The organism is Luteimonas sp. 22616, from assembly GCF_052044325.1.
Classification (GTDB): Bacteria; Pseudomonadota; Gammaproteobacteria; order Xanthomonadales; family Xanthomonadaceae; genus Luteimonas.
In genome coordinates, this window is sequence record NZ_JBQEMW010000001.1 from 1,776,322 (window position 1) to 1,796,664 (window position 20,343).

Genomic DNA, 20,343 nt, shown 5'->3' on the forward strand with positions numbered 1-20,343 from the left:
GATGGCCGCGATTCGCCGCGGGAGATCGCGGCCATGGCCGCTCCCTCAACCCTTCCCAGCCTCCGGTCCCTGGCCCGCGGTCCCCGGTCCGTGCCTCAAAGCAGCACGACATCGAACTGCTCCTGCAGGTACTGCTCGTCGGCCTGGAAGCGGATCGATTTGCCGAGGAACTCCTCCAGCTCCGCCACCGCCGCCGATTCCTCGTCGGTGATGCGCCCGACCACCTTGGGCGATGCGATCACCAGCAACCGCGCGGCCTCGAACTGGCGCACGGCACGGACGATCTCGCGGAAGATCTCGTAGGTCACCGTTTCCGCGGTCTTGAGCATGCCGCGGCCGCCGCACTCGTGGCAGGGCTCGCTGAGCTGCCGCTGCAGGCTCTCGACCGTGCGCTTGCGGGTCATCTCCACCAGGCCCAGCGGCGAGAAGTCGTACACGGTGGTCTTTGCGTGGTCGCGCGCCAGGGATTTTTCCAGCGTGCGCAGCACCTGGCGCCGGTGCTCGGCGTCGGTCATGTCGATGAAGTCGATGATGATGATGCCGCCGAGGTTGCGCAGCCGCAGCTGCCGCGCCACCGCCTGCGCGGCCTCGAGGTTGGTGCGGTACACCGTCTCCTCGAGGTTGCGCTGGCCGAGGAACGACCCGGTGTTCACGTCGACCGTCGTCATCGCCTCGGTCTGGTCGATGACGAGGTATCCGCCTGACTTGAGCGGCACTTCCTTCTCCAGCGCGCGCTGGATCTCGTCCTCGACGCCATACAGGTCGAACACCGGGCGCGTGCCGGAATAATGCTCGATCTTCTCGGCCAGCCCCGGCATGTACTGCGCGGCGAACGTGCGCAGGCGGTCGCAGGTCTCGCGCGAATCGACCTTCACCTTTTCCACGTCGCGCCGCATCAGGTCGCGCACCGCGCGCATCGGCAGGGTCAGGTCCTCGTAGATGCGTGCGCCCACGGGCGCCTCGCGCACCTGTCGTTCGATCAGCGCCCAGGCGCGGCCGAGGTAGGCGATGTCCTCGGCCAGCGCTTCGGAGGGCTGGCCTTCGGCGTTGGTGCGCACGATGTAGCCGTGCTGGTGGCCATCGGCGACCAGTTCGCCGACCAGCGACTTCAAGCGCGCGCGCTCGGCCTCGTCCTCGATCCGCGCCGACACGCCGACGGTGCGCGACTGCGGCAGCAGCACCAGGTAGCGCGACGGGATACTGATCTGCGTGGTCAGGCGCGCGCCCTTGGTGCCGATCGGGTCCTTGACCACCTGCACCACGATGTCCTGGCCGTCGCGCAGCAGTTCGCTGATCGGCGGCACCGGCAGCGGCGGTTGCGGCGCGGCGGCCGCATCGCCGGCGATTTCCGGCGTCGGCAGCGAACGCATCACGTCGCTGGCGTGCAGGAACGCGGCGCGATCCAGGCCGATCTCGACGAATGCCGCCTGCATGCCCGGCATCACCCGCTGCACCCGGCCCTTGTAGATGTTGCCGACCACGCCGCGCGACCAGCCGCGCTCGATGTGCAGCTCCTGCAGCATGCCGTTCTCGACCACGGCCACGCGGGTCTCGCGCGGCGTGACGTTGACCAGGATCTCTTCAGTCATGGCGCCACCGCGCGCGGCCGATCAGCGCCTGCGCCGCGACCCGGGCCAGCGCTCGAAACACATCCATGCATGTTCATCCCTGGGTTTCCATGGCGGCCACGGTCCTGTCGCCGATGCCGAATCCTGCCAGCAATCGCGCGGTCTCGTACATCGGCAATCCCATCACCCCGGAATGGCTGCCGGACAGGTGCGTGATGAACGCTTCGGCCCCACCCTGGATCGCATAGGCGCCGGCCTTTCCCATCGGCTCGCCGGTAGCGACATAGGCGGCGATCCGGTCGTCGGAAAGCTCGGCGAACGTCACCTGCGACAGCGACACCGCCTGCGCCTCGCGCCCGGCCGAGACCAGCGATACCGCCGAGATCACCTCGTGCGTGCGGCCGGACAGCCGGCGCAGCATCGCCGCGGCATCGCGTTCGTCGCGCGGCTTGCCGAAGACTTCGTCCCCCAGCACCACTTCGGTATCGGCCCCGAGCACCACCGCGCCCGGCACCCCGACCACCCGCAGCAGGCCGGCACCGGCCTTCTCGCGCGCCACCCGGCGCACGTAGTCGGCAGGCGCTTCACCGGGGCCGCGCCGCTCGGGGATGTCGATGTCGAGTACGCCGAATTCGAGGCCGAGACGGCCCAGGAGTTCGCGGCGGCGGGGGGATTGCGAGGCAAGATGCAGCATCGTGAAAGGATAACCTGCAGGCCCCGATCGACTCCGTTCCAGCGAGCGCCAACCCCATTCAGGCTCACGGCCCGTTCACTGGACGGTACCGACCCTGACCCACATCCACGATGGAGATCACCATGCTTCGCACCCCCCTCCGCCCCCTCGCGCTCGCCAGCGCCCTTGCCCTGAGCTGCCTGACCATGACCGCCTGTGCCCAGAACGCCGCCCCCGCCTCCGCCGCGACCAGCGACGGCACCCTGCTCTCGGTCTCCGCACAGGCCGAGGCCAGCCGCGTACCGGACGTGGCCTCGCTGTCGACCGGCGTGGTGACCCAAGCCGTCGACGCCAACGCCGCGCTGGCGGCCAACGCCAAGCAGATGAACCAGGTGATGGCGGCGATCAAGGCCGCCGGCATCGCCGAGAAGGACATCCAGACCAGCGGCATCAACGTCAACCCGCAATACAAGTACACCGACAACCAGCCGCCGACGATCACCGGCTACCAGGCCAGCAACACGGTCAGCATCAAGGTGCGCGAGATCGGCAAGCTGGGCGAAGTGCTCGACGCGCTGGTCGCCAGCGGCGCCAACCAGGTCAACGGCCCCAGCTTCGAGATCGACCAGCCCGAAGCCGTCTACGACGAGGCCCGCCGCGCCGCGCTGGAGAAGGCGCAGCAGCGCGCGCAGATGTATGCCAAGTCGCTGGGCATGAAGGTCCACCGCATCGTCAGCATCAGCGAGGGCGGCGGCTTCCAGCCCCCGCGCCCGATGATGATGGCCAAGGCCTCTTTCGACCGTGCCGAATCCTCGCCCGTGTCGCCGGGCGAGACCACGCTGACGGCGAACCTCGACGTGGTGTTCGAACTCGGGCGCTGAACCGCAGGTCCGGCCATTGCATGCGCGAAGAAGGCGGGCCCAAGGGCCCGCCTTCTTCATGTCCGGCTACCGCATGTCCGGCTACTGGAAGCTGTACTTCACGCCCAGGGTATAGAAGCGTCCGAGCGCGCCGCTGAAGTGCAGCGGGTTGTAGTTCAGTGCGCCGTAGGTGGTCGGGTCGAGCGGCGCCACCCGGTCGGTCGCGTTCTGCACCGAGCCGAAGATCTCCCACGCGTCGCTGGGCTGCCAGGTGGCCGACAGGTCGACGGTGTAGAACGAAGGGATCTCGCAGCCATCGGGCGCGGGCTCGCCGGTCTCCGGGTCGGGGCCAAACCAGGCCGCGCAGTCGCCGCCTTCCTCGAACGTGTTGTCCATCGCGCCGATGTAATTCACCACGCCGCTCACGCTCCAGCGGTCCATCTCCCAGGTCGCGCCGAAGTTGATCCGGTCCTTGGGGGTGCCGATGCAGTTGGTGACGTTGCAGTTGCCGTGGGTGCCGGCGTATTCGGTGGTGACGCCGTCGGTTTCCTCCAGTTCGTACGAATCCATCCGGCTCCACTGCAGGTCGAAGCGCAGCTTGCCCCACGCCTCCAGGTCCACCGACTGGCGTACGTCGAGGTCGAGCCCACGCACGGTGGTCGAGGTCGCGTTGATGTACGGCGTATAGGCCAGCAGCAGCGTGCCGGTGCCGGGCTGGCCGTCGACCAGGTCGTCGCCGCGCACGACGTTGCCCTTCTCGATCGCGGTATCCAGCGACTCGGTGGTGATCTCGTTGCTGCGCTTGATCTCCCACGCGTCGAGGGTCAGCGTGGTCGAATCGGTCGGCTGCAGCACCAGGCCCAGCGTGTAGCTCTTCGATTCCTCGGCCTCGAGGTCCGGGTTGGGCTGGTTGATGAAGCCGACGGTGAGCGAGCAGTTGGTGGCGTTCAACGCGCAGCGCACCGGGTCCTGCGTCGTCGCGAAGCCGACCGATGACCCCGCCGTCTCGGCTGGATTCGGCGCGCGGAAACCCTCCGCATAGGTGCCGCGGATCGCGATCCAGTCGGCAGGCTTGAGCTTGAAGCCGACCTTCGGCGTGGTCGCGGTCTCGCCGCCTTCATAGCTGTCCACGCGCACCGCGCCCGACAGTTCCAGCCAGGTCGCCACCGGCGCAAGCAGCTCGGCATAGGCCGCGGCCACGTTCTGGTCACCGTCGTAGGCCGAATAGCCCAGGCCGATGATGTCGCCGGCGTCGGTGTAGGTCACCGGCTTGAGCTCGGCGCTCTGGCGGCGGTACTCCGCTCCCAGCGCCAGCCCCAGCGAACCGCCTGGCAGGTCCATCAGTGAACGCGACGCCTTCATGTCGATCGCGTCGAGCTTGGAGCTGGCCGATGCGCTGATCGTCGGCGAGATGAAGTCGTACAGCGCCTGGCTGTTGGCCTCGGCGCCCTGGCCGATGTTCCAGTAGCCCACCGGGCTGTCCGGATCGGAAAGCACGGTCTGCACCGCGCTGTAGCGCAGGAAGCCGTTGCGATCCTGGACCAGGTCGGTCTGCGAGTGCAGGTAGCCGATGTCGTAGTCCCATTCGCCGAGCTGGCCCTTGACGCCCGCCAGGAAGCGGAAGAATTCGTTGTCCGTATCCACGGTGCGCGGGCCGACGTCGCCGGCGACGTAGCGGATCCGGCTGGGGACGCCATAGGGGTTGTCCGGATGACCCACGCCGAGGCGGATGGCGCCCTCGCCGGTGCGCGAATTGACCGCACCTCCGGGATATCCCCAGCTGCTGTCGATGCGGGTTGGCGTGGTCTGGAAGAAGCTGCTCTTCTTCGCGAACCCGAACTCGGTGTACAGCTCGGAGGCATCCGACAGCGCGAACGTGCCGCGGGCGAAGAAGTTGAGCGACTGGTCCTCGGGCGTCAGGGTGGTGAAATCCGAGGTGTCGTAGAAGCAGCCCCCGTTGGCATCCTGCGCGCCGCCGCCGGGCAGTGGCGCACACCCGGGCAGCGAGGTGAAGGTGCCGTCGGGGCGTTCGATGTTGCCGACCAGCGAACCGGTCGCGCCTCCACTGCCGTCGATGCCGCCGGCCAGGCCGCCGAACGTGTACGGGTCGTAGCCCCAGCGGCGGATGTCGCCGGTGCCGATCCACTTGCGGTTCCTGCGGTCGCTGACCGCAACGCGGTCGGACTTGCTGCCTTCGATGTTGACGAAGAAGTTGAAGCCGTCCTCGGCGAGGTCGCCGGTGCCCAGCGTCAGCGAAGCCTTGCGGGTGTCGCCGTCGCTGTCGCCGGAAATGCCATAGGACGCCTTGGCCACCGCGCCGGTGAAATCCTTGCGCAGGATGATGTTGACCACGCCGGCGATGGCATCGGAGCCGTAGATCGACGATGCCCCGTCCTTGAGCACCTCGACCCGCTCCACCGCCTCCATCGGGATCGTGCTCAGGTCGGTGAAGACCTTCTGGCCATCGTCGGCCAGGCCGAACGGCGCCATCCGCCGGCCATTGAGCAGCACCAGGGTGGAGCCGGCGCCGAGCCCACGCAGCGAGATCGCCGCGCTGCCACCAGCGAAACCGGCGCCGAAGGTCTTCGGCACCGAGCCGGACCCGTCGGCGGTGAGCGTCTGCAGGTACTCGGCGACCGTCGCCTTGCCGGTGCGCTCGATCTCTTGGCGGGTGACGACCTGCACCGGCGATGCGGTTTCGGTATCGGTCCGGCGGATGTTGGAGCCGGTGACCTCGATGCGGTCTAGGGTGGTGGTGGTCGGCTGTTGCCCGGGCGCCTGGGGCTCGGGCTCGGGTTCAGCGGGCGGAGCCTGCTGTGCCAGTGCGAAAGGCGCTGTGCCGGCCAGGGCAACGGCGAGCAGGACACGCCGGATGGCGTGGCAGAGGGGGGAGCGGGACATGGTTCGGGGTCCTCTTCGTCAGTGACGGATCCCCCAGCGCCGCGTTGCTAGTCGTACCCAAATAGAACAGAAACAACCAAATGACAACGGCTCTTCAAGTATCCCGTGACTTTCATCGCAGTCAGTAACTCAAGGGCCTGCGACGTGAAGAAACGTGTGAACACGGCCCGGGTCTTCACCAGACTGAACCACCCGCCGGCGCCAGCCTTGGCAAGCCCGCACGAAATCCTGTGCATGGATTGCGCTTTAGAAATTAATTCTTTTTTTACATCCAAAGCCGTGATTTACTCGGAAGTGGCGGTTTCATGACGGGGGGCCAACGTGCAACCGCCATCACCCCCGGCCCATGCCGGCCGGGCACTTCCACTGCTTTACCGAGGGGAGAGAGACCTTGAAGCAGCATCGCTATCGCAAGAGCTACCAACGCACCGCGCTGTGCGCAGCACTGGGGCTGTGCTTCAGCACCGCGGCCTTCGCGCAATCGAATACGTCCGGCGCCATTTTCGGCCAGGCCGATGCCGGATCCACGGTGCAGATCACCAACCCGGCCACCGGGTTTTCCCGTTCCGTGGTCGTCGGCAATGACGGCGCCTATCGTTTCTCGTCGCTGGCAACCGGTACGTATACCGTCACCCTGAAGGGAGCAGACGGTTCCGCGGCTTCGGTAAGGGAAGGCGTCAACGTCAACGTGGGCACCGGTACCCCGGTGAACTTCGCCGCCGCGAGCAGCAGCGGTACGGCCACGCTGAGTACCGTGCAGGTCGTCGGCAGCCGCGTCGTCAATCCGATCGACGTGTCGTCCGTGGAATCGACATCCATCCTGACTGCCGAACAACTCGCGAAGATTCCGGTCGCGCGCGACACCACGTCCGTGGCGCTGCTCGCGCCCGGCACGGTCCGCGGCGACAGCGCGTTCGGCAACCTGGCTTCGTTCGGCGGTTCGTCCGTGGCCGAAAACCAGTATTACGTCAACGGCTTCAACATCACCAACACGTTCCGCAACCTCAACTTCTCGAAGATCCCGTTCGAAGCCATCGCCGAACAGCAGATCAAGACCGGCGGCTACGGCGCCGAGTTCGGCCGCTCCACCGGCGGCGTGGTCAACCAGATCACCAAGCGCGGCACCAACGAGTTCCATGCCGGCGCCAACGTCTTCTGGCTTCCGGATCAGCTGCGCGCGAAGGAACGCGACATCTACTACGCCAACCCGCTGACGGACGAATACAAGCAACTGCGGGAAGACAATTCCAACGATTCGCGCGATGAGCTGATCGGCTCGATCTGGGCCAGCGGTGCGCTGATCCAGGACACGCTGTTCGCCTACGGCCTGGTGTCGTACGGCAAGCGCGACGAGGACACCTGGTTCGACACGGAGTCGAGCAGCAACAGCGCCAGCACGATCAAGAACCCGACCTGGCTCTTGAAGATGGACTGGAACATCAACGACAGCAACAAGCTCGAATTCACCGCCTTCAGCGACAAGCAGAAGACCGAGGACTCGACCTACCTGAACACCGCCGGCGAAACCAACCGCACCGACCTCGTGGGCACCCAGTTCTCCGAGACCGGCGGCGAAAACTACATCGCCAAGTACACCGGTTACTTCACCGACAACTTCACCCTGTCGGCGTTGTATGGCCATGGCGAGTATTCGCGTTCCACCTACCTGAAGACCGCGGACGGCCAGCGGGTGGAATACGGCGGCGACCTCTCCGAGCCCGCGACCGGCTGCCCGATCATCACCGATGCACGCACGGCGTTCCGCAAGGACATCACCGGCCTGTATTCGAGCAACTGCAACATCACCGGCGGCAACATCGATCGCAAGGACTCCAAGGACACCCGCGACCAGTACCGCATCGATGCCGAATGGTCGCTCGGCGATCACCTGATCCGCTTCGGCTACGACCGCGACGATTATTCATCGGTGGCCGGCACGGCGCCCGAAGGCGGCCGCATCTGGCGCTACTCCACCAGCGTGGGCCCTGACGGCATCCGCGACACCGCCGACGACTTCGACACCGTCCGCGAGCAGATCACGCAGCAGGGTTCGGTCGTCGAACTCGAGCAGTCCGCGTATTACATCGAGGACAGCTGGAACATCACCGACCGTTTCATGGCCTACATCGGCGGCCGCTGGGATACCTTCAAGAACCTCAACGGCGACGGCGACGCCTACGTCGAGATCAAGAACCAGTTCGGCCCCCGCCTGGGCTTCTCCTGGGACGTCAACGGCGACTCCACGCTGAAGATCTACGGCAACGCGGGCCGCTATGCGCTGCCGCTGACCCCGAGCGTGGCCGTGCGTGGCGCGAGCGCCTCGATCTTCACCCGCCAGACGTTCGACTTCATCAGCGTCGATCCCGACACCGGCGCCCCGATCGGCCTGACGCCGAGGGGCCCGTTGACGTACATCAACGCGGAAACCGGCGAATCCAAGAACCCGGCCACCATCGCGGCGACCAACCTCGACCCGATGTATCAGGACGAGTACATCCTCGGCTTCCAGAAGCAGATCACCGACCAGCAGGCCATCGGTGCGCGCGCCATCTACCGCAAGCTGAAGGCGGCCATCGACGACAACTGCGACTACACGCCGATCTTCAACCAGGCCATCGCGGACGGTTTCGACCCGGTGCTGCCCAGCACCGGCTTCCCGTACTGCCGCATGTTCAACCCGGGCGAGGACGCGACGTTCCTGACCGATATCGAGGACAACGGCACGCTGACCAAGTACACGGTCGACGGCGACCTGCTCTCGCCGGCGGCCAAGCGCACCTACAAGGCGCTGGAACTGTTCTGGGACGGCAGCTGGGACAAGTTCTTCTTCCAGGCCTCGTGGACCATCGCCTGGAACAAGGGCAACACCGAGGGCGGCGTGAAGTCCGACATCGGCCAGGGCGACACCAGCGTCACCCAGGACTTCGACTACAAGGAACTGATGGTCGACTCCTATGGCTACCTGCCCAACGACCGCCGCCACAGCCTCAAGGTGTTCGGCAACTACGAGCTGACCGACGAATGGTCGATCGGCGCCAACCTGCTGGTGCAGTCCGGCCGTCCGAAGAACTGCTTCGGCGACCTCGACACGGATCCTTTGCCGCCGGAAGCAGGCGACGACCACTTCAGCCCGCATCCGTATGGCTCCAGCTTCTTCCGCTGCGGCACGACGGAACTGGGCGCCTCGGGACCGGTCGCCGTCACGCCACGCGGCAAGGCCGGACGCCTGCCGTGGACGAACTCCATCGACCTGAACATCGCCTACTTCCCCAACTGGGCGGAAGGACTGCAGTTCAAGATGGACGTGTTTAACATCCTCAACAACCAGAAGCCGACGTCCGTGGTCGAGGTTGCCGAGAACGGGGCTGGTACCACCGGCCTGCCGCTGGCGACGTACGGCCTCGTGCGTGCCTACCAGGCACCGCGCAGCGTGCGGTTCCTGGTGCAGTACGACTTCTAGTTCGCAACCGCAACACGTCTCTCTCCATTGCCGGCCACCGCGAGGTGGCCGGCATTTTATTTGGCCCCGACACGGGTGGCGGCAGCCGCTATGCTTGATCATCGGAAACCCGCCATCGGCATACCCCGCATGCAGCAGCAACTCGAACACCACTGGAAACGCGGCCAGCAGTTCGAGGCGGCGCGTGACCTGAACGCCGCGCGCAGCGAGTACGAAGCACTGATCGGAGTGGAAGCGCAGCACGTACCCGCCCTGCTGCGGCTTTCACGTTTCGCGCAGATTGATGGCCGCTACGGTGCCGCGCACCGGTACGCATTGCGCGCCGCCGATGCCATCCGGCTGGGCGCCAGCACGCGCAACCTCGGCTATGTCACGCTCCGCCTGCTCGATTTTTCCGAGGATGTCGAAGTCGCATCCGTGATCCTGTCGGCAGACTGGCAGGATCCGGCCGTCCTCTCGCAATCGGCGGTGCTCGCGCAGCATCTATGGCTGGTGGGCCGTTACGAAGATGCGCTCCGCTTCCTCGACGCCGTCGGCGCGCACGTGCCCGCCAACCACCTGCTGTCGTTCACCCGCGCAAACGTACTGCGCTACCTCGGCCAGCTCGAAGCGGCCAGCGCGGGCTACGAGCAATGCCTCCGGCTCCGGCCCGATTTCGCCGACGCCCACTGGGCGATCGCGACGCTGCGACAGCCCGATCCCGCAGCGCGCCTTGCGCGGCTGCGTGCTGCCCGCGACCACCATCCCGACGGGAGCCTCGAACAGGCGCACATCGAGTACGCGCTGTTCCATGAGCTCGATGCACTGGGTGATACGGACGATGCATGGGAGGCGCTGGCCCGGGGCGCGGCCATCATGCATGCGGGCATCCGCCACGACGTGGCTGCGCGACAGGCGCGGATCTCGAACCTGATGCACCCAGGCTGGCATCCCGCGGATGCGGGAGAGGCGGCCGAGTCACAGCCGTTGCCGGTGTTCCTGGTGGGACTGCCACGCACTGGCACCACATTGCTCGACCGCATCATCGGCAACCATGGCTGGGTGACCTCGGTCGGCGAACGCAACGACCTGGCCGCGTCGGTCAGCGAGGCCTGCGACCGTTTCTTCACCGGCATGCCGGACGAAACCGATCCGGAGTGGATCAAGGACATCGATCATCGTCGCGTGGGCCAGCTGTACCTGGAAAGGTTGCGACGCCACTCTTCGGCGACCGCGCTTGCCGTCGACAAGAACCCGTCCAACCTCTTCAACATCCCGCTCATCCTGCGCAGCCTGCCGCAGGCGAAGATCCTGGTGATGCGGCGCGACGCAATGGACAGCGCGTTTTCCAACCTGAAGGAACTCTTCCAGGGCAACGCCTATCCCTACAGCTATGGATTCGCTGACCTCGCCGCCCACGTCGGCATGGCGCAACAATGGATCCGGTACTGGGCCGAAGCGGCGCCGGCGAACATCAGGGTGGTGGATTACGAGTCGCTGGTCGGCGACACCGAAGCGACGATGGCTTCGGTGCTCGATTTCCTCGGCATTCCCGGGCAACCGGGCCTTGCTGACATCACACGTAACGAAGCGCCGGTCGCCACCGCAAGCAGTGCCCAGGTCCGCGCCCCCATTCACGGGCGAGGCATCGGCGCATGGAAGCGTTACGCGCGGCAGCTCGAACCGCTGCGCGCGGCGCTGGAAGGGCAGCTCAGGTGAAGGCTGCGAGCCCGGGCGCCGCGGGCTTCGAGGCGTTGCTGGCGTCCGCCCAGGCGCACGCCAGCCGGCGTGAGTTCCCGCAGGCGATTGCCGCCTGCGAGGCCGCGCTGAAGTTGCGCCCCAACGACGCCGACTCGCTCGTGCAATTGTCCTACCTGCACTCGCTGTCCGGGCATTACCGGCTGGGGCGTGACTGCGCCCTGCAGGCCTCGCGCTCGGGCACCACGTCGCCGAAGGTCCTGGCCGAGCTCGTGCAGCGGCTGCGCACGTTCAACGCGCTTCCGGAACTGCAGGAGTGCATCGCAAGGCTGCGGCCCCTTTCGAACATCCCCATTCCCCTGCTGATCGCGATCGCAGCGCAACTGAGCTACGTGAACATGTCCGGGCAGGCGATCGAGTATCTCGACGAAGCACGGCGCGGCGACCCGGACTACCCGGCCACCCTGCTGGCTCGCGCCCAGGTCCTGATCTACCTCGGCCGTTTCGACGAAGCGGCGCGGGATATCGATCGTGCGCTTCGGCGTGCCCCGCAGATCGCGCATGGCTACTGGCTGCGTTCGATGCTGGGTGCCGGCTTCGCGCGGCCCGGGGATGCGGCGGCGATTCGCTCGCAGCTCGCTCGCCCGGACAGGACGCCAGCGGATGTCGCCCTGCTCGGGTTCGCGCTGCACAGGACGCTCGACGAGCGCGGCGAACATGCCGAGGCCTGGCAGGCTTTGTCGCTGGCATGTCGAGCCAAGCGTTCTTCAATGCAATACGGCATTGCCGAAACCATCGCGCTCGCCGACGCCCTCGTCTCCTTGCCGACGCACCCGGGCACGGCATGCGCCGTTCCCGACGGCACGGCCACTCCGATTTTCATCGTCGGGATGCATCGATCGGGCACGACGCTGCTGGAACAATTGCTCGACGGCTCGCCGCAGGTGCGCGGCATCGGGGAACTCTACGACTTCACCAGCGCGATGCGCGAAGCAACGGACCACCATTGCCGTGGCGTCATCGACGCAACCATCGTGGAACGCGCGGCCGGCGCAGACCTGGCGGATGCCGGGCGACGCTACCTGCAGGGCATCGCGTGGCGACTGGAAGGCGAACCGTTCTTCACCGACAAGCTGCCCTCCAACTTCCTCAACCTCGACTTCATCTGCCGCGCCCTGCCGCAGGCGCGGATCCTGCACATGGTGCGCGACCCGGTGGAGACGTGCTTCTCCAACCTGCGCGAGCTGTTCTCCGACGCCAATCCCTGGTCCTACGACCAGCTCGAGCTGGCGGCCTATTACCGCCAGTACCGGCGGCTGATGGCGCACTGGCATACCGTCTGGCCGGGGCGGATCCTCGACGTGGACTATGCGCGCCTGACCCGCGAACCGGAGGCCGTGATGCGCGAGGTCGCCGCGTTCTGCGGCATCGCCTTCGACCCGGCCATGCTCGAGCACCGGTCGCGGTCGCGCGGCGTGGCCACCGCCAGCGCGGTGCAGGTGCGCGACCGGGTCACGGTGCGCGGACAACCCAAGTGGGCGCCCTATCGCGAGTACCTGCAGCCGCTGATCGGGGCGCTCGCGGACTGACCCGGCGCCACGACGGCGCCTTGTCCGTCGCGTTCCACCTGCGTGGATTGCGGGCCAGGCGACCAACGATCGGATCGCCGCCGGTCCCGTTGCCGGTACCGCCCATCCCTTCCTCACTTGTCGTGCACGCGTGTGGGGCGCAGTTTTGAAGTCGCTGTCGAGTCGGGTGCCGTGTGCGCCGGTTGGCTCAACCCCGCACCCGTTGCCCGCGCGTTATGGATCGTGTCACGCAACCGATGGAGGTGGGTCATGGTGCTGCAACACGCGCATTCGTTCTCTGGTGCTTCCTTCCCGCGGCTGGACGTCGCCCGCATCGCCGCCGGTGCCGGCGCCATCGCGCTGAACGTCACTGTTCTCCTGTTGCTGCTGGTCCCGGCGGGCATGCCGGCGCTGGCGCCGCCGTCCAATCCCGGGATCGTCGTGGTCCCGATCATCGACAGGATCGTCCCGCCGACCCCGCCGGTGCCGGTGCCGGTCACAAGACCCGTCACGCCCGTGGCGCCGGCCGTCCCGACGCCTGTGCATCGCGACGTGCGTCCGGTGATCGACCAGGTCGTCGTCGACCAGGGCACGCTGCCTGCGGACGACGTCGTGGTGCCGTCGACCGATACCGCCGTCAATGACATCGCGCCGCCGTCCGGCCCCGTCACCGGCATGCGCCTGGAATACGCGAAGGCCCCTTCGCCGCCCTATCCGCGCGATGCGCTGATCGCCGGGCTGCAGGGCACCGTGCTGCTGCAGGTGCTGGTGGATGTCGACGGCCGGCCATTGCAGGTCGATGTGGAGCGCAGCAGCGGCCATCGCGTGCTTGACGACGCCGCGCGCAGGTACGTGCTCCGGCACTGGACGTTCCGGCCGGCGACGAAGGACGGCCGGCCGGTGCAGGCGGTGGGACTGGTGCCGATCGCCTACAGCCTCGACTGAGGCCGTCGCGGTCGCCGATGGACAAAGCCCGCGTCGCGAGGCGCGGGCTTTGGTTTCTGGGTGAGCACGTAGCCCGCGCAATCCGGGGTTATCCGAACCCTGCATAAGCGGCTTCAGCCGCGAGCTCTTGTGCTCGCCAGACAATCCCCGAAAGCTCGCGGCTGAAGCCGCTCCTACAGATCCTGCCCTTGCTTTTGACTGCTGCCCTTGACCTTCAGGGCCCCTCCGAAGCGGCGGGGGCGGCGGGCCAAACCCCGCAGGGGCGACGCGCATGGATGCGCGGCGTGCTTTCTTTGCGCCAGGTTTCTTTGCACAAGCATGAAAGGTAGCTCGCGCCGTCACGGCGCGAAACGCTTTTGATCTCCCGCAAGCAGGAGAAAGGCTTGCAGGAGATCGCCCCCCTAGGCGCGGTGATAGGGGTGGTTGGCCAGCAGCGCGCAGGCACGGTAGAGCTGTTCGGCCAGCACCAGCCGCACCAGCATGTGCGGCAGCGTCAATGGCCCCAGCGACCACTGTTCGTCGGCGCGCGCGATCACATCAACGGCGTGGCCTTCGGGGCCGCCGACCAGAAAGGCCAGGTCGCGGCCAAGGCCGCGCCAGTGTTCCATGCGCACGGCGAGCTGTTCGGAAGAATGCTGCCGGCCGCGGCCGTCGAGCGCGATGACGTGGGCGTTCTTCGGCAGCGCCGCGAGCACGCGCGCGCCTTCATCCTGGGTGGCGCGCGCGGCGTCGCGGTGCTTGCCGCGCAGGCCCGGCGCGATTTCCACCAGCTCCAGCGGCAGCCAGTGCGACAGGCGCTTTTCGTATTCGGCGTAGCCTTCGGCGACCCAGTGCGGGGCGCGCTCGCCGACGGCGACCAACCTGGCTTTCATCGTTGCGTGATCCACGGCTGCGGAGCCGATGCCGGTGCACGTCGCGGCACGACGCCACATGTAGGAGCGGCTTCAGCCGCGCGCTCTTGGAGTTGCCGTGCAGATGCCTGGAAGCGCTCGCGGCTGAAGCCGCTCCTGCAAAAACTGTGGACGGGCAATCTCAGCGACGCTCGTCGGCGTCGGCCTCGAGTTCATGCTCGGCCGGCGGCTCGTCGCCGACCGTCCACAGGCGCTCGAGCGCATAGAACTCGCGCACGCGCGGCAGCATCACGTGGACGACGACGTCGCCCAGGTCCACCAGCACCCACTCGGCCTCGCGCTCGCCTTCCACGCCCAGCGGCTGGCAGTCGAGTTTCTTGGCGAAACGCACGACCTCGTCGGCGATCGCCTTGACGTGCCGGGTCGAGGTGCCCGAGGCGATGACCATGTAGTCGCAGACGCTGGTCTTGCCGCGGACGTCGATCTCGACGACATCGTTGGCTTTCAGTTCGGTGACCGCTGCGCGGACGGTTTCAAGCAGGGCGTCGACGGACGGCGGCGGATTGGGGAGGCGGGTCTTGATGACTTGCGCGGTACTGGTCAAGTGGGCGTGGCTCTGGGTGCGTGCGTGGGTCGATTATAGGGGAGGTCGCGGGGCTGGCCCGGGACGCTCGCCCCCATTCAGGTACAAGCCGTGGCGCTGGATGTAGTCGGCGACGGGCTCGGACACCTCGTCGCGCCAGGGCAGGCCGGCGGCGATGCGCTGGCGGATCGTGGTCGCAGACTCGCCGTGCAACGCCTGGTGCAGCCGAAAGACGAGGCCGGCCGGCGCGTCCCGCAGCGCCTGCGGCGCGTGGCACCAGCGCCCGGCGAGCATGGTGGCCAGTTCCGGGCGCAGGCCCTGATCGAGCGGGCTGCCCGGGCGCTCGGCGACGATGAAGTGGGTCTGGTCAAAGAGCTCGCGCCAGCGGTGCCAGTCCGGCAGGTCGACGAAGCTGTCGGCGCCGACCAGCAGCGCGATTGGCGCCTCGATGCCGTACTCGGCGCGCAGCGCGTGCAGGGTGTCGATGCTGTAGCTGCGGCCTTCGCGGCGCAATTCGCGCCGGTCCACGCACAAGCCATCCTCGTCGGCGACTGCCAGGTCGAGCATCTCCGCGCGCTGCGCCGCGGTCGCGCCCGGCGCGCTGCGGTGCGGCGGATCCGCGGCCGGCATCATCCGGATCGTGGTGTCCAGCGCGTCGCGCGCCGCGCGTGCAATGGCGAGGTGGCCGTCGTGGACGGGGTCGAAGGTGCCACCGTAGTAGACGCGCAGGCCGGTCACGCCGTCAGGCCAGCAGCGGCCGGGCCTTGGCATCGGCGACCACCAGCAGCAGCCGTTCCAGCACCTGCCAGGCGTCGCCCTGCCCGCGACCCTTGGCGATCCGGTCGACCCGGCCGGCCTCGGCGACGAAGCGTTCCCAGTACGGCGCCGCGTGGCGCTGCAGCGCGCGGCGATAGGTCGCCTGCTTCGAATCCCACACCCGCTGCGCCTTGAATTCGGCCGCGAGGTTGCCGCCGCGGGCCTGCACCCGCGCCAGCGCCGCGACCGTGAGCAGTTCCTTGACCACCATGCCCATCAGCGCGTGGATCGCCTCGCCCTCGGCGCGCAGCCCGGCGAGCATGCGCGAGGCGCGCGCGCCCTGCCCGTTCATCGCCGCGTCGAGCATCCGGAACACGTCGAAGCGCGCCGCATCAGCCACCAGCGATTCCATCCGCGCGGCGTCGATCGGCTTGCCGTCGGCGAGCAGCACCAGCTTGTCGATTTCCTGTGCGGCGGCGAGCAGGTTGCCTTCGACCCGCTCGACCAGCCGCTGCACTGCGCCGCGATCGGCCTGCACGCCGCGCTTGCGCAGCCGGGCCTCCACCCAGCCGGGCATCTGGTCGGGCCGGATCTGCTTGGCCACGGCCAGGCAGCCGGTGCGGGCGATGGCCTCGCTCCACTTGCCGCCGTGCTTCTTGCTCCACTCGCCACCGGTGACCAGCAGCGCGATGTCGCCGGGAGGCTGGCTGCAGTAGTCGACGATGAGCTCGCCGCCCTCCTTGCCCGGCCTGGCGGTGGGCAGGCGCAATTCGATCAACCGCCTGGCCGAGAACAGGCTGGGTGCGCGGAAGGTCATCGCCAGCGCGTTCCAGTCGAAGTCGCGGCCGTCGGCGTCGAAGACCTCGCGCTCGGCGTACCCCTGCTCGCGCGCATGGGCGCGGACGGCGTCGGCAGCCTCGAGCACCAGTAGCGGCTCCGGGCCCGTGATCATGTAGACCGGACGCAGCGGCTCGCCGGCAAGCCGCGAAACCAGGCTTTCCGGGGTCAGTTCCATGGCGAATTCACCGCTGGCCGCTGCGACACGCCGCTCAGGGCGTGGGCGCCTGCTCTACGGCGGGATGCTCCGCGGCGGGCTCTTCGAACAACACGGGCTCGTCGGCCGGTGCAGTTTCGTCGACCGGTGCCGGCGACTCCTCGGCCGGCATCCCGATCGGCTGCGGCGCGCGCGACGCGGCGTCGATGCGGCGCAGGATCGACGCGGTCATTTCCTTCTGCATCTCGCGGGCCAGCACTTCGCGCTCACCCTCGGTACCGGTCGAACGCGTCGGCACCGACACGTAGTCGCGCGCCAGCTCCACCGTCTGCTGCGGCACCACATTGGTGCCGTCGGCCTTGTCGAGGCTGAACATCACCGCGTAGCGCAGCGTGTACTCCTGCGCGCGGCCGAACTGGTCGATGCTGATCGGCGTCGAGCCCCACTTCTCGAGGCGGATGCGCAGCGTGGCCACGTCGCCGGGCGCGTCCTCGGGCGCCGGGGTTGCGCCGGCCTGCTCCAGGGCCACGGCCAGCGACTCGGCCAGCGGGCTGTAGGGATCCTTGGCCACCACGCGCACCGGACCCAGGTCCGGCGGCAGGGTCAGCGCGCTGCGCAGGTGGAAGCCGCAGGCGGTCAGGCCCAGTGCCAGGACGAGGAGCGCGATCAGTCGGGTCATGCGCGCAAGTCTGTACGACGGGACAAGGCCCGGCAAGCGGAACGTCCGCACCGTTCAGCCAGCAACGACGATATTCACGATCTTGCCGGGCACCACGATCACCTTGCGCACCTGGCTGTCGCCGATGAACTTCGCCACGTGCGGCTCGGCCAGCGCGGCGGCCTCGACCGCCTCCCGCGGCAGGTCGGGCGCCACCTCGATGGTGCCGCGCAGCTTGCCGTTGACCTGCACCGCCAGCGTGACCATGTCGCGCACCAGTGCGGAGGGGTCCAGCTGCGGGAACGCCTGGTCCTCGAGCAGCATCTCCGGGTGCCCCAGCGCCTGCCACAGCGCGTGGCAGACGTGCGGCGTGACCGGGTTGAGCAGCAGCACCATCGCCTGCAGCACCTCGTGGCGCACCGCGCGGCCCTGGTCGGACATGTCGTCGAACTTCGCGACATGGTTGAGCAGTTCCATCAGCGCGGCAATCGCGGTGTTGAAGCTGTGGCGGCGGCCGTAGTCGTCGCCGACCTTCTGGATCGTCTCGTGCAGCTGCCGGCGCAGCGCCTTCTGCCCGGCATCGAGCGTGGCGCCGGCTTCGAGCAACTCGCGCACTTCCGGATGATCCGGCTGGCCGGCGTGCTGCTGCACTTCGCGCCAGAAACGGCGCAGGAAGCGCGCCATGCCCTCGACCCCGGCCTCGTTCCATTCCAGCGACAGCGTCGGCGGCGAGGCGAACATCGAGAACAGGCGCACCGTGTCGGCGCCGTAGCGGTCAACCATGGCCTGCGGGTCGACGCCGTTGTTCTTCGACTTCGACATCTTCTCGGTGCCGCCGATCTTCACCGGCTTGCCGTCGGCCTTGAGCGTCGCGCCGGTGACGTGGCCGCGCTCGTCGCGCTGCACGTGCACGTCGGCCGGATTGATCCACTCGCGCCGGCCGTCACCGGACTCGCGGTAGTAGGTCTCGGCCACCACCATGCCCTGGGTGAGCAGGTTCACCGCCGGCTCGTCGCTCTTCACCAGCCCTTCGTCGCGCAGCAGCTTGTGGAAGAAACGGAAGTACAGCAGGTGCAGGATCGCGTGTTCGATGCCGCCGATGTACTGGTCGACCGGCAGCCAGTGGTCGGCGCGCGCGTCGACTATGTCCTTCGCGCCCGGCGAGGTGTAGCGGGCGTAGTACCAGCTCGACTCCATGAAGGTGTCGAAGGTGTCGGTCTCGCGTTCGGCCGCGCCACCGCACTGCGGGCAGGTCGTCTTGCGCCACTCGGGATCGGACTTGATCGGCGAATGCACCACGCCGGCCTTCGAGAAGGCGTCGGCGACGTCCTCGGGCAGCACCACCGGCAACTGGTCCTCGGGCACCGGCACTGCGCCGCACTTGCCGCAGTAGATCACCGGGATCGGGCAGCCCCAGTAGCGCTGGCGGCTCACGCCCCAGTCGCGCAGGCGGAAGTTGACCCGGCGCGCGCCACGGCCGTCGGCCTCGAACTTTGCAGCCAGGGCATCGAACGACTGCTGGAAGTCCATGCCGTCGAACTCGTCGGAGTTCACCAGCCAGCCGCGTTCGGTGTATGCGGATTCCTCGGCGATGCGACGCTCGAACTCCTGCACCACCTGCACCGCCGCGCCGGTGTCGTAGACGTCGATCGCGCCGCTGCCGCCGAGCGCGGCCTGCATCGGGTCGCTGGGCTTTCCGGCGTCGGCACCGATTTCGCGCAGCGCGTCGCGCACCGGCGCCGGCACCACCACCATGCGGATCGGCAGGTCGTACTTCTGCGCAAACTCCCAGTCGCGCTGGTCGTGCCCGGGCACCGCCATCACCGCGCCGGTGCCGTAGCCCATCAGCACGAAGTTGGCGACCCACACCGGGATCTCGTCCCCGCTGATGGGATGCACCGCGCGCAGCCCGGTATCGATGCCGCGCTTCTCCTGCGTCTCCAGCTCGGCTTCCGAAGTGCCGCCCTGTCGCAGCGATGCGATCCGTGCGGCCAGGTCCGGATCGTCGGCACCGGCCTTCAGCGCCAGCGGATGCTCGGCCGCGATCGACAGGAAGGTCACGCCCATCAGCGTGTCCGGGCGGGTGGTGAATACCGTCAGCGGCGCGTCTTCGCCTTCGACCCGGAACTGGATTTCCAGCCCCTCGCTGCGGCCGATCCAGTTGCGCTGCATGGTCTTGACCGAATCCGGCCAACCCGGCAGGCGGTCGAGGCCGTCGAGCAGTTCCTGCGCGTAGTCGGTGATCTTCAGGAACCACTGCGGGATCTCGCGCTTTTCCACCAGCGCGCCGGTGCGCCAGCCGCGGCCATCGATGACCTGTTCGTTGGCCAGCACGGTCTGGTCGACCGGATCCCAGTTCACCACCGAGTTGCGGCGGTAGGCCATGCCCTTCTTCATCAGGTGCACGAACATGCGCTGCTCGTGCACGTAGTAGTCCGGCGAACAGGTGGCGAATTCGCGCGACCAGTCGATCGCGTAGCCCATGGTCCGCAGCTGCGTGCGCATGTGCTCGATGTTGGCGTAGGTCCACTTCGCCGGCGCGGTGGCGTTCTTGATCGCGGCGTTCTCGGCCGGCAGGCCGAAGGCATCCCAGCCCATCGGCTGCAGCACGTTCTTGCCGGTCATCCGCTGGTAGCGGCTGATGACGTCGCCGATGGTGTAGTTGCGCACGTGGCCGACGTGCAGCGCCCCTGACGGATACGGCAGCATCGACAGGCAGTAGAAGGTCGGCTTCGACGAATCCTCGGTCACCTCGAATGCGCGGGTGTCGTTCCAGTAACGCTGGGCGGCGGATTCGACGGTTCTGGGATCGTAGCTGGCGGGGTCGGCGGACACGGCGGGCGCATTTC

At 67.7% G+C, this 20,343-nt stretch carries 14 protein-coding genes; 5 read left to right on the plus strand and 9 right to left on the minus strand.

All coding sequences use genetic code 11. The features are described 5' to 3' along the window. Positions 1–95: 95 nt before the first annotated feature. On the minus strand, positions 96–1,589 hold the full coding sequence (gene rng / locus ACTJIL_RS08190; protein ID WP_440755034.1) for a ribonuclease G: 1,494 nt from the start codon (positions 1,587–1,589) through the stop codon (positions 96–98). 73 nt (positions 1,590–1,662) lie between these two features. Further along, positions 1,663–2,262 (minus strand): Maf family protein, encoded by a 600-nt coding sequence (locus tag ACTJIL_RS08195; protein WP_440755035.1) that lies wholly within the window; start codon positions 2,260–2,262, stop codon positions 1,663–1,665. A 122-nt stretch (positions 2,263–2,384) separates the two neighbouring features. On the opposite strand from ACTJIL_RS08195, the gene ACTJIL_RS08200 reads away from it, so the two are divergent. After that, positions 2,385–3,122, plus strand: a complete 738-nt coding sequence (locus ACTJIL_RS08200; protein ID WP_440755036.1) for an SIMPL domain-containing protein — start codon at positions 2,385–2,387, stop codon at positions 3,120–3,122. Positions 3,123–3,203: 81 nt separating this feature from the next. Here ACTJIL_RS08200 and ACTJIL_RS08205 read toward each other — a convergent pair whose 3' ends face one another. Then, entirely contained in the window at positions 3,204–6,002 is a 2,799-nt protein-coding gene (locus ACTJIL_RS08205; RefSeq protein WP_440755037.1) for a TonB-dependent receptor, read from the minus strand. 391 nt (positions 6,003–6,393) lie between these two features. Between ACTJIL_RS08205 and ACTJIL_RS08210 the strand changes: the two genes are divergently transcribed. From ACTJIL_RS08210 to ACTJIL_RS08225, 4 genes are all read left to right on the plus strand, one after another. Continuing rightward, complete coding sequence (locus tag ACTJIL_RS08210; protein ID WP_440755038.1) at positions 6,394–9,462, plus strand: TonB-dependent receptor; 3,069 nt, start codon at positions 6,394–6,396, stop codon at positions 9,460–9,462. A gap of 129 nt (positions 9,463–9,591) precedes the next feature. Continuing rightward, a complete protein-coding gene (locus ACTJIL_RS08215; RefSeq protein ID WP_440755039.1) occupies positions 9,592–11,160 on the plus strand; it encodes a sulfotransferase in 1,569 nt (522 codons plus the stop codon). Beyond that, positions 11,157–12,728 (plus strand): tetratricopeptide repeat-containing sulfotransferase family protein, encoded by a 1,572-nt coding sequence (locus tag ACTJIL_RS08220; RefSeq protein WP_440755040.1) that lies wholly within the window; start codon positions 11,157–11,159, stop codon positions 12,726–12,728. Before ACTJIL_RS08215 ends, ACTJIL_RS08220 begins: the two co-directional genes overlap by 4 nt. A 249-nt stretch (positions 12,729–12,977) precedes the next feature. Continuing rightward, complete coding sequence (locus ACTJIL_RS08225) at positions 12,978–13,652, plus strand: energy transducer TonB (RefSeq protein ID WP_440755041.1); 675 nt, start codon at positions 12,978–12,980, stop codon at positions 13,650–13,652. A 401-nt stretch (positions 13,653–14,053) separates the two neighbouring features. On the opposite strand, the gene rlmH is transcribed toward ACTJIL_RS08225, so the two are convergent. From rlmH to leuS, 6 genes are all read right to left on the minus strand, one after another. Beyond that, positions 14,054–14,524: a 23S rRNA (pseudouridine(1915)-N(3))-methyltransferase RlmH gene (gene rlmH, locus ACTJIL_RS08230; RefSeq protein ID WP_440755042.1), complete on the minus strand. Its 471-nt coding sequence runs from the start codon at positions 14,522–14,524 to the stop codon at positions 14,054–14,056. Positions 14,525–14,684: 160 nt separating this feature from the next. Continuing rightward, positions 14,685–15,107, minus strand: coding sequence for a ribosome silencing factor (gene rsfS, locus ACTJIL_RS08235; RefSeq protein WP_440755043.1), 423 nt, complete (start codon positions 15,105–15,107; stop codon positions 14,685–14,687). Between the two features lie 33 nt (positions 15,108–15,140). Then, positions 15,141–15,824, minus strand: a complete 684-nt coding sequence (nadD, locus tag ACTJIL_RS08240; protein ID WP_440755044.1) for a nicotinate-nucleotide adenylyltransferase — start codon at positions 15,822–15,824, stop codon at positions 15,141–15,143. Between the two features lie 4 nt (positions 15,825–15,828). Continuing rightward, positions 15,829–16,857 carry a DNA polymerase III subunit delta gene (gene holA, locus ACTJIL_RS08245; protein ID WP_440755045.1) on the minus strand — a complete coding sequence of 343 codons (1,029 nt, stop codon included), beginning with the start codon at positions 16,855–16,857 and terminating at the stop codon, positions 15,829–15,831. Between the two features lie 34 nt (positions 16,858–16,891). Continuing rightward, positions 16,892–17,515 (minus strand): LPS-assembly lipoprotein LptE, encoded by a 624-nt coding sequence (locus ACTJIL_RS08250; protein WP_440755046.1) that lies wholly within the window; start codon positions 17,513–17,515, stop codon positions 16,892–16,894. A gap of 54 nt (positions 17,516–17,569) precedes the next feature. Beyond that, complete coding sequence (gene leuS / locus ACTJIL_RS08255) at positions 17,570–20,329, minus strand: leucine--tRNA ligase (RefSeq protein ID WP_440755047.1); 2,760 nt, start codon at positions 20,327–20,329, stop codon at positions 17,570–17,572. Between the last annotated feature and the right edge of the window lie 14 nt (positions 20,330–20,343).

Coding starts and splice junctions, on each gene's coding strand:
- rng (WP_440755034.1), bottom strand. CDS start 1,589: ATGACTGAAGAGATCCTGGTCAACGTCACGCCGCGCGAGACCCGCGTG.
- ACTJIL_RS08195 (WP_440755035.1), bottom strand. CDS start 2,262: ATGCTGCATCTTGCCTCGCAATCCCCCCGCCGCCGCGAACTCCTGGGC.
- ACTJIL_RS08200 (WP_440755036.1), top strand. CDS start 2,385: ATGCTTCGCACCCCCCTCCGCCCCCTCGCGCTCGCCAGCGCCCTTGCC.
- ACTJIL_RS08205 (WP_440755037.1), bottom strand. CDS start 6,002: ATGTCCCGCTCCCCCCTCTGCCACGCCATCCGGCGTGTCCTGCTCGCC.
- ACTJIL_RS08215 (WP_440755039.1), top strand. CDS start 9,592: ATGCAGCAGCAACTCGAACACCACTGGAAACGCGGCCAGCAGTTCGAG.
- ACTJIL_RS08225 (WP_440755041.1), top strand. CDS start 12,978: ATGGTGCTGCAACACGCGCATTCGTTCTCTGGTGCTTCCTTCCCGCGG.
- rlmH (WP_440755042.1), bottom strand. CDS start 14,524: ATGAAAGCCAGGTTGGTCGCCGTCGGCGAGCGCGCCCCGCACTGGGTC.
- holA (WP_440755045.1), bottom strand. CDS start 16,857: ATGGAACTGACCCCGGAAAGCCTGGTTTCGCGGCTTGCCGGCGAGCCG.
- ACTJIL_RS08250 (WP_440755046.1), bottom strand. CDS start 17,515: ATGACCCGACTGATCGCGCTCCTCGTCCTGGCACTGGGCCTGACCGCC.